Origin of the sequence: Novosphingobium guangzhouense, from assembly GCF_002896965.1 — a bacterium.
In the GTDB taxonomy this organism is placed as follows: Bacteria; Pseudomonadota; Alphaproteobacteria; order Sphingomonadales; family Sphingomonadaceae; genus Novosphingobium; species Novosphingobium guangzhouense.
The window spans coordinates 1-16,210 of the sequence record NZ_LYMM01000048.1; the positions used below are offsets into that span (position 1 = coordinate 1).

Consider the following 16,210-nt stretch of genomic DNA (forward strand, 5'->3'; position numbering starts at 1 on the left):
TGGCGCTGGTGGTGCAGCCGCGCGCGCGGCGCGCGCTGGCCGCGCTGCTGCGCCTGCGTGCGCCGGGGTGCCTTGTCCTTTCGATCTCCGAACTTCCCGCGACTCAACCGATCGAAGTCATCGACGTGATCGGCGCCGCCACTCCGCCCCATGAGCCGATGGGCCTCCCCGCACCTGACGAAGAGAGCATGGCCGCATGAATATCGATCAGATGTCCTTTTCCTCGGCTCAGGCGAACAATGCGCACCGGGCTTATCGCGGCGACGTGGCCGAGCGTGTCCGCCGCTTCCTTCCGATGGTCAGGCGACAGGCGTGGCACGTTCATGGCACCGGCCGTCCCGGCATAGAGCTTGAGGATCTGGTGCAGGTCGGCCTCGTCGCCCTGACCGAATGCGCGCAGAAGCACGATCTGCCGACCGAGGACGGCTTTGCCGCATACGCCAAGATGCGGGTGCGCGGTGCCATGGTGGACCTTGTCCGGCGCACGGTGCCCGGATCGCGCGGGACTTCGGAGCGGCGGCGCATGCTGGCCGACAAGGAGACGCAATTGCGCGGGCGCCTTGGCCGCGATCCCCGGCCGGACGAACTGGCGCAGGCGATGGGCATGGGGGAGGGCGAACTGGTTGCGCTGCGCGATGCCAGTCAGCCGTTGCGCTTCGATTCGATCGACGAGGTCTATTCCGACCAGTCGATGACCTTCGCAACGCAATCGCCCGACAGCTTCTCGATGCTGGCGGATGCGCAAATGCGCGGCGCGGTGATCGCGGCGATCACCGATCTGCCGGATCGGCTCAAGCTGATCGTCCAGCTCTACTTCGTGGAGGAACTGAACCTGGCGGAAATCGCCGAGGTGCTGCAGGTGTCGATCCCGCGCGTGCACCAGTTGAAGGCGCAGGCGATCGACCGTCTGCGCGCCGGCCTGGAAGGCGTGGCGGAAGTGCTCTGAACCGCCGGAACGGCGCAGGCGCGCGCGATTCGCGCGGGGGCGGCAAGGTAATCGTACCCACAACCCCTTGGGGCTGCACTTTTTCCTTGCCCCAACATATTCCTGTGGGAAGATGATTCACGCACTCGATTTGCGCGCATCATTTCAACTAGCACCTGAATTTCCGCTACAGCGTGAAAGCGCTGGCGACACTCATTCTGACGCACCCGGAGCCGTCCATGTCTCTTCTCGAAGCCCGCAAGACCTACAAGCCCTTCGAATATCCCTGGGCTTACGACTACTGGAAGATCCAGCAGCAGGTCCACTGGCTGCCCGAGGAAGTGCCGCTGGGCGAAGACTGCCGCGACTGGGTGCAGAACATCTCGGAGCACGAACGCAACCTGCTCACGCAGATCTTCCGCTTCTTTACGCAGGCCGACGTCGAAGTGCAGGACTGCTACCACGAGAAGTACGCGCGCGTCTTCAAACCGACCGAGATCAAGATGATGCTCACCGCCTTCTCCAACATGGAGACGGTGCACATCGCGGCCTATTCGCACCTGCTTGACACCATCGGCATGCCCGAGAGCGAATACGGCGCTTTCCTTGAATACTCGGAACTCAAGGACAAGCACGACTACCTGCAGAAGTTCGGTGTCGACAACGACGAGGATATCGCCCGCACCCTGGCGATGTTCGGCGGCTTCACCGAAGGCGTGCAGCTCTTCGCCAGCTTCGCGATGCTGATGAACTTCCCGCGCTTCAACAAGATGAAGGGCATGGGCCAGATCGTCAGCTGGTCCGTCCGTGACGAATCGCTGCACTGCGAAGGGATCATCAAGCTGTTCCACACTTTCGTGCAGGAACGCGGCTGCCTGACCAAGGCGGTGAAGGACGATATCGCAGATCAGTGCCAGACCACGATCCGTCTGGAGGACAACTTCATCGACCTGGCGTTCGAACTGGGGCCGGTGCCGGGCATGACGCCCAAGGACATCAAGAAGTACATCCGCTTCATCGCCGACTGGCGCCTTGGCCAGCTGGGCATGAAGCCGATCTACCTGATCGAAGACCACCCGCTGCCCTGGCTGCAGCCGCTGCTCAACGGTGTGGAACACGCCAACTTCTTCGAAACCCGTGCAACGGAATACTCGAAGGGTGCCACGCGCGGTGACTGGAACACCGTTTGGAGCAACTTCGATTCGCGCAAGAAGGTCCGCGCGAACGACGAAGGCATCGTGGACGACGGTTCCGAACCGGGCCTGTTTGGCGAAGTCGCAGCGGAATAAGCGCGGCGCGCGCAGCCGCGTTTCAGGCAAAGGCAATCGGCGGAAGGGCATATCCCGCCGTCGATTGCCTTCGTGCGGTTCATGCTATGGCAACCGCGAAGCGCCATGCGCATTTCTCCACAGTGTTTTTGCGGAGAATGGCCATGCATCGCGCAATCATCTTCCTGACATCCCTGGCGCTTGCCGCCTCCCCGGCGCTTGCCCAGACGCCAAAGCCCGTCGCGGCTGACAGCAATGCCGGCAAGAAGGCCCTGCTGTCGGATGACGTCGTCACCGTGCGCAATCTCAGCCGGGCGGAGGTCGTCTTCGGCCTTCCGCTGGTCGACGATGACGGGATGGCGATCGGCACCGTCCAGCGCCTTGCCGGAAACGACGTGATCGTTTCGGACGGCACGGCGCAGTACCGGCTTCCGTTCACCCAGCTTTACGCCTTCAGCAAGGATGGCGCGGATCGTTTCGCCAGTCGCATCCCCAAGGCGAAGTTGCGGCCAGAACCCGCGCAATAAGCCGCCAGGCGCTTGCGGGCCAGGCGCGTTGCGGGCATCCCACCGGACAACGCCGCAGGAAGAGGAAAACGTCATGTCTCATAACCCCACCCTGATCTTCCTGCCGATGCTGGCCGTCGTCGCGCTGACATTCCTTGCCTTCGTGCGCATGGCGGTGGCGCGCGCGGGGATCGCCCGGACCATGGACCCCGGCTATTACCGCGCCCACATCGGCACGCCCGAGCCGGAAAGCGCCCGCACCGCCGTGCGCCATTACGACAACCTGTTCGAACTGCCGACGCTGTTCTATGCCGCGTGCCTGACCGCTTTCGTGGTGGCGGTGGTGGGTCGCTGGACGCTGATCTTCGCATGGGGCTACGTGGCCGCGCGCGTGGTGCAGAGCCTGATCCACCTGACCTACAACAACCCCGCGCATCGCGGCGGGGCCTTCGTGCTGGGGATCCTGTTCACGGCGGCCTTGTGGATCAACCTTGCGGTGTCGATCTTCGCCCGCCTCTGATCGGCTTTTATGTGACTGAATTTCTGTGGGCTGCGGCAATGGTTCTCAACCTTGCCGCCTTCGTGGCTTTTGGCATCGACAAGGCGCGCGCGCGGCGCGGCGACCGGCGCATCCCGGAAGCGCGGCTGCTGCTGCTGGCGCTGGCCGGCGGGACGCCCGGCGCCTATGCCGGACGCAGAGTGTTCCGGCACAAGACGCGCAAGCAACCTTTCGTCACGCAGCTTCACGCCATTGCTGCGCTGCAGGCAGCGGGGCTGGCGTACCTTGCATATCGGCTGCCTTAGACCAGCCAACTGCCCGGATTGGGCATCGGCACCTGCTTTTGCGCGTTGAGGATGCTCAACACGCATCGAACGATCACCAGCACCGAAACAGCGATGAGGATCGGGATGCCGATCAGCACGATGGTCAGGATAGTGCCGATGACGATGCCCAGGAAGAACAGCCAGAATGTGCGGATCGCATATTCGTAGTGCGACACTTCCCATGCCGCCTTCGCGTCCCCGCGCCAGACGTAGGCAAGAACGATGCCGACGATCCCGGTAACCCCGGTAACGTAGGATGCCAGATAGAGCAGATTGATGATCGTTGGCTGATTGAAGTCGAAACCTGAAGTCGGCGCGGAACTTGCGGGTTTGGGGTCGAAGTCGGTCATCGGTTCTTCCTCCTGTTTTCCCTTGATCCCATGCTGCCCTTATCGGCCCGCGCTGGCAAGTTTACTGCACCTTCTTGCGTTCGCGCGCCTTGATGCGGCGGATCTTGGCAAGGTCGCCTTCAAGTATCGTCAGCGCATCGCGTTCCGCCTCGGAAAGAGCCTGCGCGTCGAAATGGCCTATCAGCACTTCCAGCGCATCGCCGATCCGACCCAGCTGGCGGCCATAACTGCCGACTTCGTCCAGAATGGCGCGCTCGGTTTCGGGGTATTTCGTTGCCCCGATGTTGACGTTGATCAGGCCGACCTGCGACCCCTCGAACGTCCAGTTCCACGGGTTGATCGCCTGCCACAGCTTTTCCGGGGCAAGGCTGAAGCTGGGCTGGAACGACATTTCGGCCATCACGTGTCTCCGAAAACCGGGGGGTGCGCGCGAGAATGCCTCAAGCTCTGTGGTCTGTGAATGACGAATCCCGTCACATCCTTGCGGTAAAAGCGGTGGCGCGTGCCTCTCTGGACGTTTAGAGGACTGCGCCATGAGCAGCGAGAGCACCAGCGAGACCGTTTCCTTCGGCTACGAAGACGTTGCAGCAGAGGACAAGGAAGGGCGCGTCGGCGCCGTCTTTTCTTCTGTGGCGCGCAAGTATGACGTGATGAACGACGCTATGTCGGCAGGCATGCATCGCCTGTGGAAAGACAAGTTCGTGCGCCGCGTTCGCCCGCGCAGGGATGAACAGATCCTCGACATGGCCGGCGGCACCGGCGACATCGCCTTCCGCATGGAGGCCGAGGGCGCCGTCGTTACCGTGTCCGATATCAATCAGGACATGCTGGACGTGGGCATCGAACGCGCGATGGAGCGCGGCATCGACACGCTCGTCTGGTCGCGCCAGAACGCCGAGGAACTGAGCTTCCCCGACCGTTTCTTCGATGCCTACACGATCGCTTTCGGCATCCGCAACGTCACGCATATCGACAAGGCTCTGGCCGAGGCGCATCGCGTGCTCAAGTTCGGCGGGCGGTTCTTCTGCCTTGAATTCTCGACCACCGAATGGCCGGGCTTCAAGGAAGTCTACGATGCCTATTCGCACAAGCTGGTGCCCAAGATCGGCTCGATGATCGCAGGCGATGCGGATTCGTACCGCTACCTGATCGAATCTATCCGTCGCTTCCCGCCGATGCCGGAATTTGAGGGGCTTATCCGCAAGGCCGGGTTCAAGCACACCAAGGTAGAGCCCATCCTCGGCGGGCTCGTCGCGATCCATTCGGGCTGGAAGGTCTGACGCGCACGTGACCACCACTGCCGTCCACATTGCCCGCCTGCTCAAGTGGGGCCGCGTCCTTGCACGCCATGGTGCGCTGCGCGGGATAGAGAACGATCGCAACGCACCCGCGCAGGTCAAGCGGTTGTGCCGGATTGCCCGTTTCGGCACCCGCCAGCCCGCAGAGCCGGACTATGCCGGCGCGTTTCAGGAAATCGGCCCCGCCGCGATCAAGCTGGGGCAGGCGCTGGCCACCCGGCCCGACCTTGTCGGCGAAGGCCCCGCCCACAACCTGCTGACCTTGCAGGACAGCCTGCCGCCGGTTCCGTTCTCGGCGATCCGCGCGCAGATCGAAGGCACATTCGGCCGTCCGCTGGAAACGATTTTCGCCTCTATCGATGAAGCGCCCGTGGGTGCCGCCTCGATTGCGCAAGTCCACCGCGCGGTGACGCCGGACGGGCGACAGGTGGCCGTGAAGGTGCTGCGTCCCGGCATCCGCGAACAGTTCGCCCACGATGTCGAGACTTACGAATGGGCCGCCGCCCACCTCGAAGCGCTGGGCAGCGAAGCGGCGCGCCTGCGTCCGCGCGCGGTGATCGCCAATCTCAAGCGCTGGACCCAGCGCGAATTCGATCTCAGGCGCGAAGCGGCATCGGCGTCCGAACTTGCCGATGCGATGAAGGGGATCGAGGATTACCGCGTCCCCGACATCGACTGGGATCGAACCAACGGCTCGGTGATGACCGTCGAATGGATCGACGGTATCAAGATGAGCAACCTTGCCGCGCTGCGCGAAGCGGGGCACGACATGCCCAAGCTGGCGCGCAGGCTGGTGCTGACATTTCTTACCCAGGCGATTTCCTGCGGTTTCTTCCATGCCGACATGCACCAGGGCAACCTGTTCGTGCAGGGCGATCCCAATGGCGATGGCGGTCACACCACGATCGTTGCCATCGATTTCGGGATCATGGGCCGGATCAACCGTCAGGCGCGGTTGTGGCTGGCGGAAATCCTCTATGGCCTGACCACCGGCAATTACCGCCGCGTGGCGGAAATCCACTTCGAAGCGCAGTACGTCCCCAGCTACCACACGGTTGAGGAATTCGCGACCGCGCTGCGGGCTGTGGGCGAACCGATGCGCGGCAAGCCGGTGTCGGAACTTTCGGTCGGACAGATGCTCGACGGCCTGTTCGCGATCACGCGCGATTTCGACATGGCGGTGCAGCCGCACTTGCTGCTGCTGCAGAAAACCATGGTGATGGTCGAAGGGCTGGCCACTGCGCTCGACCCGGACATCAACATGTGGGACGTGGCGGCGCCCTTCGTGAAAGACTGGATCCGCGACGAACTTGGCCCGGAAGCGGTGATCGTCGACCGCGTGCGCGAGGATATCGACACGCTGATGCGCCTGCCCGCGCTGGTGCGCCGGATAGAAGAGCGCTTCCCGCCCAAGGGCGGCGCGCCCGAACAGGCCCCGCTGCCGGAGGTGGAACTTCTTTGGGCCAAGGGTCGCGGGGGTCGTAAACGCGAAAGTAACCACTGGGGGGGCTATGCTGCAGCCGCAATCCTTGGGGGCGCGGCGGCGTGGGCACTGACGTACTGGACTCTTCTGAACTGACCGGCAATCCGGTGGACAAGGGCCGCTTCGCGCGGCTCTCTGCCGGCCTTGCCCGATTGGCGCTGGCGTTGCTGGCGCTTGTCCTTGTCGCCGCGATGATCGTGCCGACCAATAAGCCGGGCAACCGCTCTCCGTGGCAAGGGCCGGTCGAAGGTCCGGTAGACGCGCAAGGGCGCGCGGTGATCACCCCGGACAAGCCCTATGACGAGGATCTTGCCCTTTACGACGTCGCCATCGCGCGCATCCAGAAGGGCGAAAACTACTATGACTTCATCGTGGCGGAGCAGCGCGGGCGCAACTATCCGGTGAATCCCGGCATCGCGGTGCGACTGCCGACGCTGGCCTATATCGATGCGATGCTGGGTACGCGGGGGCAGATGGCCGCGGCCATGGCGCTGATGCTGGCGATCATCGCGGTGTGGTGGCGCCGTCTGGGGACCGATGGTGGCCGCGTGCAGCGTCTAGGTGCCGCGCTGGTGTTCGTAGGTGCCTCCCTGCAGCTTAACCGGCACTATTTTCCGCTGCATGAACTGTGGTCCGGGGGCCTCATCGCGCTGTCATTCGGGCTGCATCGGATCGGCCGGAACGGGCAGGGCGGGCGCTGGGTCGCAGCTTTCATCGCCGCTGCATTAGCGCTGGCGATTCGCGAACTGGCGCTGCCCTATGTCCTGCTGATGGCCGTATTCGCTTTATGGAACAGGAACTTGCGGGAAAGCGCGGCGTGGATCGCGCTGATCGTCCTGTTCTTCGCCGGGCTTGCCTTGCACCTTTCGCTCATCGCGCGCGACGTGCTTCCCGGTGATCCGCAAGGGCCGCCCTGGCTGGTGATGCGCGGCATGGCTGGTTGGCTGGTCAACATCGTCCAGTCCAGCAACCTGCGCTGGCTTCCGCATTTCCTGGCCGGTCCGGCAGTGGTGCTGATGACATTCGGCTGGCTCGGCTGGCGCAGCCGCTCGGGAGTGGCGGGATTCCTGTTGTGTGCAGGGTATGGGCTGGCCTTCATGATCGTCGGGCGGTGGGACAACTTCTACTGGGGCGCCATGATCGCGCCGGTCATGTTCGCCGGACTGGTCTTCGCCCCGCGCGCGCTGGCGCAGCTGGTCGCGGCGGCAAGAGGTCCGGTGCCAAACTGATTGCGCCCGCCGCTGCGCTGATGCAGAAGCCCAAGCCATGAACGGACCGCGCATTCTGCTGATCGTGGGCGGCGGCATCGCTGCCTACAAGGCTTGCGAACTCGTGCGCATCATCCGCCGCGAAGGCGGCTCGGTGACTTGCGTGCTTACCGAAGGGGGCACGAAGTTCGTCACCCCCATGACGCTGGCCGCCCTCTCCGAGAATCCCGTCCACACGACGCTGTGGGATCTCAAGAACGAGGCCGAGATGGGCCATATCCAGCTGAGCCGGCAGGCGGACCTTGTTGTCGTCTGCCCGGCGACGGCGGACCTTCTGGCAAAGATGGCGGCGGGCATGGCCGACGATCTGGCTACGACGCTGCTACTGGCTACGGACAAGCCGGTGCTGGCGGTCCCGGCGATGAACGTGCGGATGTGGCTTCACGCCGCGACGCAGCGCAACGTGCAGACCCTGCGCGATTCGGGCGTCGAGGTGATGGAGCCCGATGAAGGCGCGATGGCCTGCGGCGAATACGGCCCCGGCCGCCTGCCCGATCCTTCGGAGATATGGCATGCTATCGCGCGGTGCCTTGGGCACGGCCCCGAAGGTGTCGTCACGGACGACCTTGGCGGCCTGTCCGCCGCGATGATCCCGCGCGGTCTTCGCGCGGTGCCCGCAGCCGCCGATCCTGCATCGCCGCTGGTGACCAAGGGCGAGGCTCGCGGCGCTCCCTCCACAGACCCGAACGCGCTGGAACTGGTGCCGCTGGGCGACGATCCGCTGCCGCTTTTCGGCAAGCATGTGCTGATCACCGCAGGGCCGACGCATGAGCCGATCGACCCGGTGCGTTACATCGCCAACCGCTCTTCCGGAAAGCAGGGCTTTGCCATTGCCGCCGCCGCCGCGCAGGCCGGTGCGCGGGTGACGCTGATCGCCGGGCCGGTGCACCTGCCTACCCCGCCCGGCGTCGAGCGGATCGACGTGGAAAGCGCGCTGGAAATGGCCGCTGCCGTCGATGGCGCGCTTCCGGCCGATGTGGCGGTGATGGTTGCCGCCGTTGCCGACTGGCGCGTGGCGCGTTCGGCCGACCAGAAGCTCAAGAAGCAGGGTGACGACACCGTGCCCCCGCTTGAACTTACGGAAAACCCCGACATTCTCGCCGGTCTTGCCCATGGCCTGCGACGCCCGCCGCTGGTGGTGGGCTTCGCTGCGGAAACGCAGGACGTGATCCGCTATGCCCAGGCCAAGCGCATCCGCAAGGGCGCCGACTGGATCGTTGCCAACGACGTTTCGGGCGATGTCATGGGCGGCGATGCCAATACCGTCCACATCGTCACTGCCGACGATGTGATTTCTCTTCCCGAAATGCCCAAGGGGGACGTCGCGCGCGTCCTCGTCGAAAGGATTGCCGATGCACTCGCCGAATGAAGTCCCCGTCATGGTCAAGGTTCTGCCGCACGGGCAGGGGCTGGACCTGCCGGTCTACGCCACCGAAGGCGCAGCAGGCATGGACGTGGTCTCGGCCGAAGATGTGACAATCCCGTCCGGCGGGCGTCATGCGGTGGCGACGGGCTTGTCGGTAGCGATCCCCGTGGGCTTTGAAATCCAAGTGCGGCCGCGTTCGGGCCTTGCGCTCAAGCACGGCATTTCGGTGCCCAATGCGCCCGGCACGGTCGATTCCGATATTCATGACACCCCTCTCTCATGGGTGAACACGGCGAACGCTGGCTGAGCGTTGCGGTCGAGACAGTTGAATTCCGGGAATGTTTCGAATGGGCTGTTTGAGGCGCGACAGAGACAGATCACTTGCCCATCGCTATTTTTACTTATGTTGACACCGACCGGACTGATTCCTAGCTGACGAGGGAACAGTTCGGGAACAGTTGTTTGCCAGTTGCAGAGATCAGAGCGGGGGACCTTCTAAAACCACAAGCCCTGACAAAGCGGATATTCCATTTCCAGCCGACCGCGCTGAATTTGGGCATCCCACGTAAATTCGTTGGCTGCCCCTACGTTACCCGTGGAGGTGAAGCGGGCCGCCTCGTCAACGCCTACATTCAAGCCCGTTGGGCAAAAGCGTGGACGCCATCGATCGGGCGGGCCCAACTTGCTGAGGTTGGGAGCACCCGACCAACACAATTGGACAACTTCCAAGCCGCTGCGTTGAAGCAGAAAGGGCGCCGAGCGCTCCCTCAGAGCATTAATGTCATAGCGCGCCACGTCGATGATTTTGTTGAATGGTGGGAGGCATCGCTGAGTCTCGACGACACCGATGAAGATGTTCACGAGCGGCTGCTCAGAGCGCAAGAGGATCTTCTCGAGGCGTATGGTGATGACATGGGCACCGGGGAATGGTCGAATAGCGGGATCCCTGTCTCCAACACGACAATCAATCATCGCCAAATCAATGCGCTGAATTTTCTCCTTTGGACAAAGTTCGAGGGATTGGCACCAGAGTTCATCGTCTCCGCTACGGAGCGGAAGGTTCGCGTGGCCTCCTTCTCGGGCGCGCCGCTGACAATCTCACGCCCGCAGTTCGCTGTAGTACGTCGCCCAGACCCCAGACGAGTACGACTTCCTGATGGGGATGAACTCCGTGGGCACATTGCGGCTATCTTGGACCCTGCGGCCCAAGTCGGGGCCTTGCTTATCTACGGCTGCGGCTTGAGGCTGAGCGAGGTAATCAATCTTCGCAATGACGCGCTGGTGCAGCAGGGCTCTGGGAACCAGAAATACCTTAGGGTTACCGGAAAGGGCAACAAGACCCGCCTCGTCGAAATTGAACCTTTTCTCATCAAGCAGATCATTGCTTATCAGGATTTTACACGGAGCCTGCGACTGCAGCAGAAATCGACCTTCGGTCATATTCTACTGCTGCGTGAAGATGGCTCACCATTTCCTCCGAAGGCCTTCTATCGCGCATTCAGGAAATCTGGATCGATCTCCCCTCACATGGGGCGGCATTGGTATGCCGTGAATTTTCTGCTGCAAGCTGCAGAATGCCGGCGGAATGCATCTGGTGAATTACCACCTGATCTCAATGTTGAACTGCAAACTGAATTGATCCGCCTCCAGCAGAATCTTGGACATAACCATCTTGCGACCACCGAAATGTACTTGGTCACACTCAGCCAACGCCTCTTTCCTGTTTCCCTCAGCAAGCTGTTCGAAGACAGGCTTTGAGGACTGACTGGAATGATCACGACAAACCAACACGATTATTTCGTCCGCGGCCGATCCAAAGGCAGCAGTACTCGGCCACCAATGGCCTGGGAAGAAGATTGCGGCCACTTCGTTCTTGGCCGGACCGGACGATTAGGGCGTCAAATACTGCCGCGCCCTGTTCTCGGATTAGACCTCATTCTTGGCCTCCGCCGGATCACGAGAGAAAGGCGGATAACGCACGATACGTTTAAAAACTTGGCATCCGATCTTACCCACCTCTTCCTCTTCCTTGACTGGCTCGAAGCAACTAGTGGAAGTGGTCAAGATCCGGTTAGCTCCATTTCGTTCGACGGCGCTGTCGAGGACCTGCCTGGTGCCATTTGGGGCTTGTTCGAAGCTTGGCTCCCCAAGCAGATCGAAGGCGATGTTCTCTCCCGCGTATATTCGCAATGCGCGCGCGTCGCTCGTTCCGCCGCGCAGGAAAAATTCGGTGAACTGCCCGGAAATTTTATCCTTGCTCCGAATCGCTTTCCCCAAAGCAAGGGAAGCAACAACTGGGATCGTACAGACGACATCGATGGAGAAGACGACGACTACAGGATCATAGGCGAGGCCCTTATCGCGTCACTGAAGAGCGCAACCACGCGGATTGCAGAAGGCCGCTATCTCCTACCGGACGAGGCCTCATCTCCTCCTAAAGACGGTGTGCCGACCGCAGTCGAGCATGTCGGAGGGGGCGTAAATGCCGATACGGACGAGTCTCGTGAACGGCGCGTTATCGAGTATGGCCACTTGTGGCGGGAACTAGATTCTAGCCATCGCTTTGCAAAGACTGCCGTTCTTCGAGTGTCTCCGCCAGCCTTCTTCGACAGATACCCAAATAGAGTCATTCAGGACGACTTTCTGTCTCCTGCCCCAGGCGGCCGGACGGATCTTCCGATAGTAGTGGAGTATCGTGCTAAGATCATCTCGGCCGTACTTCAGGGCCCCTTGGCAGTGGGTAACGACGGTGTCGACGCTTCGGGCGTACCGCATCAGGCGCTGACGAGGGACGGTAAGGCACTGGTGAAAGCAGGATGGATAGACCACATATATCATCATCGGAAGAATCAGTATTACTGCGCGAACGATCGAACTAAAGAAGCTCTAGAAAGATGCCACATTTTTCTAGATGGGCTTAAAAGCGGTCGGCTTAGCATGACTGAGCAGCATAAATTACTTCATTTGGCGCTTGCCACAAAGCAAGAGCTGCAGTGTGCATTCGCACTCTTTCTGTTAAGAACCGGCTTCAATGCATCAACTGCTTTAGAGATCGTGCCAGGCAACTGGCATAGACCTCACCCTATTCACGGTGAGAATGGAACTTACGTTGATATCTACGCCGTAAAGAACCGCGCTGCGGGAAAAATCCAAACAGCTCAAAGCAGCACGAACAAGGATTTCACGGCTTTTGATATCATGCGCCGTGTCATCGCATGGACGGAGCCTCTGCGGCTCATGCTCGGAAAGCGCATTCACGTTATCGAAGCGACCATTCGGGACAAGTCTAGCGGACTTAGCGCCCAGGAGCGCATGGCCCTTCGCCAAACTCTGCCTCGGCTTCGTGACCTTCAGAACAGGGCCTGGCTCGTGGTCCAAGATGATGGCTCGATCGCCGAACTGGCAATCGACTGGCCCACTCTCAACGCAGCTCTCGCCACATCCGGCGTCAAGCGCTCAAACGGGGATCCGGTAAAGCTAAGTCAGGGTATGACCCGCCGGGCTTGGGCAATCTTCGCGTACGAGAAGTCCGGGGCCAATCTCATCCTGACGAAGATCGCGCTAGGCCACAGCGATTTCGCCTCCTTGATCACCTATATCGCCAATCAAAAGCGACGGTCTAGGCATCGTCGTGACTGGCTCGATCTGGGCGGAGCACTATTGCGGCAATTCCAGACTGGTCAGTCGACTGCTCCCGATATCATCCGAAGCTTGGTTTCCAGCGGCCGCCTAACGGAGGAAGAGGGTGGCACACTGGCGTCAGGCACCTCCATATCCGCCCAAGGCATGCAGTGCTCGGATCCAACAAAGCCGGATGCCCATATCGACCCATCCCACCGACACGGAGAGATGTGCACTGTGCAGAATTGCTATGATGGGTGCAGTCGGGCTTACCCCACATTTGATACAGCAATCTATGTGGCGCGAGAAATATCCCGGCTTGAGCAGCTCAAATCCTCGATTGATATCATTGCATGGACTGAAAGCGACTATGGGGAGCGGCTCGAGGCAGCCGAAGAAATTTTCAGGCAGTACGCGCCCAAGGTGCAAGCTGATGCCATCAAGGCAGTAAAGGCGCGCCCGCCTCGGCCAATGTTTGGCACCGCCTCCGTAGGCGCCCGAAGGCTAGCTAATCGAGGGATCGTAGCATGAAGATCGACCTCTTTCTGGACTATTGCCATGAGGTATTCCTTCAGGAGGAGGCATTAGCGCTCGATAGACTATCGGACGCAAATCTGGCTATCCCAGAAAACGCAATCATCACCCTACCGACTGCTACACACCCCGGCAGCAAAATGAGCGACGATGATTGGCTGTGGCCAGAAGAATTGATGCCACATCTTCAACCATCCCAACGCAGCATTTGTCATCGCCTACCCTGCGACCTGAGAGCGCTGGGAGGCGATGGACTGCTAAACACGATCAAGCGCTTTCTTGTGCTATCGATGGTGGCGCCGATCAAGAACCCTATTCGCTTGCCTGGACTGAAAGCGAGACAGAGCGTTCTGAACGAGTTTGCTGGCGATATGATTGCTCGTGGAAAGTTTTCTTTTGCGTCACTCAGCGCCACTGATTGGGATGAATTGCTCGATGCAGCGTCGAAGGGGCGTAAAAAGCATACCACTAGACTATTGACGCACCTGCAAGGGCTCGCTGAATATGGGCGCCGAGGCTTCATTGCTGACTACCCTGGACAGTCTCTTCCATCGGCAGGCAATAGTGGAGGCGACGCCTTTATCGCCGATGATATTTCTGATGCCTTCGATGATCACGAGAATTACTCCAATGAAATCGAAGCTCCTCCCAGTGATGTAACATACCTCCCTTTATCTGACAGATACGTCACGGAAATGGGTCGTCGGTGCTACTTCTACCTGAATGAAATCGGTCCCAATCTCGCCACCATTTTCGAAAATCATCCAGATATGGAAGAAAATCGCGCAGAATGGTTTCCTCGCGGACGAAAAGGTGCGCCGAAACCCCAGACTGTACGATTAGCGCGCACCGAGGCGTGGAAACAGAAGCTCGCGGACTTCAAATGGACTAAATCTGATGGGTCGCCGCTCACTGAAATACCATTTACTTGCGATTGTCTAGTGTTCCCGCCGACAAAATGGGACGAGCTTGAACGTCTGATCAGCCGGCACGTTGACTCAATTTTACACATTCTTCTATTGCTGTCCGGAGGACGGAAGAGCGAAGTCCTTTCGCTCAAGCGCTCGGTCGTTTTAAGGGAAGCTGGCACGGTGGACGAGTTTGGCATCGTCGAAGGCCGGACGATGAAACCGTCTCGGACCTCCCTCGGCGATAAACGGAATTGGCCTATACCCGCGCAGGTCGTCGGCTGGCTCAAAACTCAGGCAAAATTGGCGGAAGTGCTAGGGCCGCGTGACAGCGACGGTTTCTGGTGGAGCATGAGCGGAACGAGTGCTGGCGTGGCCCGCATCAGCCCCCACTATCGTTGTACCCAGTTCGCAGAGCGACACGGCCTAGCCCACCTTAACGATGGTACAGCACATCCGCATCGGTACCGAAAAACGATAGCCCGACTCGCCTTGCTGGCTCTCACCGGCGCTCCTATGCTGGTCATGGAAATGTTCGGTCACTCCGACATTATGACGACCATGCGCTATCTGTTGGCGGACCCGGGTATTCTCGCGGACTTGCGTGAAATGCTCGGCGAGCGTCGAGTCGAAGTCGCCCTCAACATTGTCGAGGATCTCGACCGGAGTGCCGGACCTGCATCGGCCACCCTCCGGTCCCAACGAGACCGCTTCTTTGACGAGCTGAACATCCCTTTCAACGAACGGGCCCAACGCGTTACCCTCATGCAGTTCGTGACCGCGAAGCTGCTGGATGGCGCAATGGACATTAAGATTATCTATCCTGGCGTTGTTTGCATTCGAGCATTGGAGCAGACGGGTCTTTGCGCAGTTGGCGGTCGCCAGATCGATCCCGCAGCATGCCAATCCAAGTGCCGCTTTCGCTTGGACCTGTCGCTCCGGATCGACGAGGTCTACGAGACTATTGAGGACCTGTTCGACCACTACCACGAGGCCATCGTGGACAAACTCGATTTGCCGCGGAAATTCTTCGCTGCTCAGATCCTCGATCAAGTTGAAATTTTTCCTGAAATCAAGGATCACTATCGCAATGATGATCGCTTCCTTGCCCTGATCAGCAAAGCCGCATGAGCGAACCAGAACTGTCTTTGCAGCAGGCCAATGCGGCGGCGCAACGCGAGAAAATTAGGCGGAAGCTCTCCGCGACGATCGTCCAGATTCGGCGCGAAATTAGAGGGACGGCGGACGCATTGACAGGGCGCTGCCGCTACATTGTCGATCGAGGTGATGGGCCGAAGCAGTTCAAACTATCTAGGCGTGAGGTACTTCGTCGCGCCGACGTAGACAAAAACACTCTCAACAGGCCGTATCACAAGAAATCCCTTCGCGCCGTCGATCGCTTGGTCTCATGGGCAGCAGAAAGGTGTGCAGATCGTGCAAGACCAGCCCCGGTTGCTCACGATGATACGGGAGAAGCCACGGCCGCACAGGAGAAGCCACTTTCATTTGCCAAAAGGGCATTTGCCGAGCGCGATGATATTGCGGAGAAATTTGCCGCGAATGAATATAAGCTCATTCAGGCCGAACGTGATCTCCGAATCTGTCAGATCGAACTGCAATCTGAGAGGGATAAGAACCAGCGCTTGATCGATGAAGTAATTGATCTCAAGCGGGTCATCATCAGCCTGCGCCCAGTCGAGCAGGATAACGTGGTGGATTTCCCTTCGGGCGCGAATAAGTAATGAATTTCGGAGGTTCCGATGCCGCCGTGCATTCTCGCTTTTCTCCGGGAGATCGTCGAGTGACCGTATTGTCCACGTGCCTTTGGTTGCAAATGCGAGATCAGTTCAAAACACCG

Annotated in this window: 16 protein-coding genes and 1 pseudogene; 15 read left to right on the forward strand and 2 right to left on the reverse strand. The window is 60.3% G+C overall.

Annotation, left to right across the window (positions count from 1 at the left end):
• The 6 genes from A8V01_RS17465 to A8V01_RS17490 form a co-directional block, all read left to right on the forward strand.
• The coding region (locus tag A8V01_RS17465) for a hypothetical protein (protein WP_146037301.1) at window positions 1-200 on the forward strand (200 nt) is incomplete at its 5' end.
• Window positions 197-946, forward strand: a complete 750-nt coding sequence (locus A8V01_RS17470; RefSeq protein ID WP_103097392.1) for a sigma-70 family RNA polymerase sigma factor — start codon at window positions 197-199, stop codon at window positions 944-946. The genes A8V01_RS17465 and A8V01_RS17470, both read left to right, overlap by 4 nt.
• A gap of 218 nt (window positions 947-1,164) precedes the next feature.
• A complete protein-coding gene (locus tag A8V01_RS17475; protein ID WP_103097395.1) occupies window positions 1,165-2,214 on the forward strand; it encodes a ribonucleotide-diphosphate reductase subunit beta in 1,050 nt (349 codons plus the stop codon).
• Between the two features lie 143 nt (window positions 2,215-2,357).
• The gene (locus tag A8V01_RS17480; protein WP_146037302.1) at window positions 2,358-2,720 is read left to right on the forward strand and encodes a hypothetical protein; all 363 of its coding nucleotides are present in this window, start codon (window positions 2,358-2,360) and stop codon (window positions 2,718-2,720) included.
• Window positions 2,721-2,793: 73 nt separating this feature from the next.
• A complete protein-coding gene (locus A8V01_RS17485) occupies window positions 2,794-3,219 on the forward strand; it encodes an MAPEG family protein (protein WP_103097399.1) in 426 nt (141 codons plus the stop codon).
• A gap of 38 nt (window positions 3,220-3,257) precedes the next feature.
• A complete protein-coding gene (locus A8V01_RS17490; protein WP_103097401.1) occupies window positions 3,258-3,503 on the forward strand; it encodes a DUF1294 domain-containing protein in 246 nt (81 codons plus the stop codon).
• On the opposite strand, the gene A8V01_RS17495 is transcribed toward A8V01_RS17490, so the two are convergent.
• Window positions 3,500-3,874: a DUF4870 family protein gene (locus A8V01_RS17495; RefSeq protein WP_103097404.1), complete on the reverse strand. Its 375-nt coding sequence runs from the start codon at window positions 3,872-3,874 to the stop codon at window positions 3,500-3,502. The genes A8V01_RS17490 and A8V01_RS17495 overlap by 4 nt on opposite strands.
• Before the next feature lie 61 nt (window positions 3,875-3,935).
• Complete coding sequence (locus tag A8V01_RS17500) at window positions 3,936-4,274, reverse strand: HAD family hydrolase (RefSeq protein ID WP_103097406.1); 339 nt, start codon at window positions 4,272-4,274, stop codon at window positions 3,936-3,938.
• Between the two features lie 133 nt (window positions 4,275-4,407).
• Between A8V01_RS17500 and A8V01_RS17505 the strand changes: the two genes are divergently transcribed.
• From A8V01_RS17505 to A8V01_RS17555, 9 genes and pseudogenes are all read left to right on the forward strand, one after another.
• Window positions 4,408-5,154 (forward strand): class I SAM-dependent methyltransferase, encoded by a 747-nt coding sequence (locus tag A8V01_RS17505; protein ID WP_103097409.1) that lies wholly within the window; start codon window positions 4,408-4,410, stop codon window positions 5,152-5,154.
• A gap of 7 nt (window positions 5,155-5,161) precedes the next feature.
• Window positions 5,162-6,751 carry a 2-polyprenylphenol 6-hydroxylase gene (gene ubiB / locus A8V01_RS17510; RefSeq protein WP_103097412.1) on the forward strand — a complete coding sequence of 530 codons (1,590 nt, stop codon included), beginning with the start codon at window positions 5,162-5,164 and terminating at the stop codon, window positions 6,749-6,751.
• Complete coding sequence (locus A8V01_RS17515; protein WP_211295055.1) at window positions 6,718-7,884, forward strand: hypothetical protein; 1,167 nt, start codon at window positions 6,718-6,720, stop codon at window positions 7,882-7,884. The genes ubiB and A8V01_RS17515 overlap by 34 nt, the downstream gene beginning before the upstream one ends.
• 37 nt (window positions 7,885-7,921) lie before the next feature.
• Complete coding sequence (locus A8V01_RS17520; RefSeq protein WP_103097414.1) at window positions 7,922-9,292, forward strand: bifunctional phosphopantothenoylcysteine decarboxylase/phosphopantothenate synthase; 1,371 nt, start codon at window positions 7,922-7,924, stop codon at window positions 9,290-9,292.
• Window positions 9,276-9,548 (forward strand): annotated as a pseudogene (locus A8V01_RS17525) (dCTP deaminase/dUTPase family protein); the annotation flags it as partial. The gene A8V01_RS17520 and the pseudogene A8V01_RS17525, both read left to right, overlap by 17 nt.
• Before the next feature lie 203 nt (window positions 9,549-9,751).
• Entirely contained in the window at window positions 9,752-11,047 is a 1,296-nt protein-coding gene (locus A8V01_RS17530; protein ID WP_146037303.1) for a tyrosine-type recombinase/integrase, read from the forward strand.
• Between the two features lie 12 nt (window positions 11,048-11,059).
• Entirely contained in the window at window positions 11,060-13,441 is a 2,382-nt protein-coding gene (locus A8V01_RS28270) for a hypothetical protein (RefSeq protein ID WP_146037304.1), read from the forward strand.
• Window positions 13,438-15,483 carry a site-specific integrase gene (locus A8V01_RS17550; protein WP_037516073.1) on the forward strand — a complete coding sequence of 682 codons (2,046 nt, stop codon included), beginning with the start codon at window positions 13,438-13,440 and terminating at the stop codon, window positions 15,481-15,483. Before A8V01_RS28270 ends, A8V01_RS17550 begins: the two co-directional genes overlap by 4 nt.
• A complete protein-coding gene (locus A8V01_RS17555) occupies window positions 15,480-16,094 on the forward strand; it encodes a hypothetical protein (protein WP_037516072.1) in 615 nt (204 codons plus the stop codon). The genes A8V01_RS17550 and A8V01_RS17555 overlap by 4 nt, the downstream gene beginning before the upstream one ends.
• The last annotated feature ends 116 nt before the right edge of the window (window positions 16,095-16,210 follow it).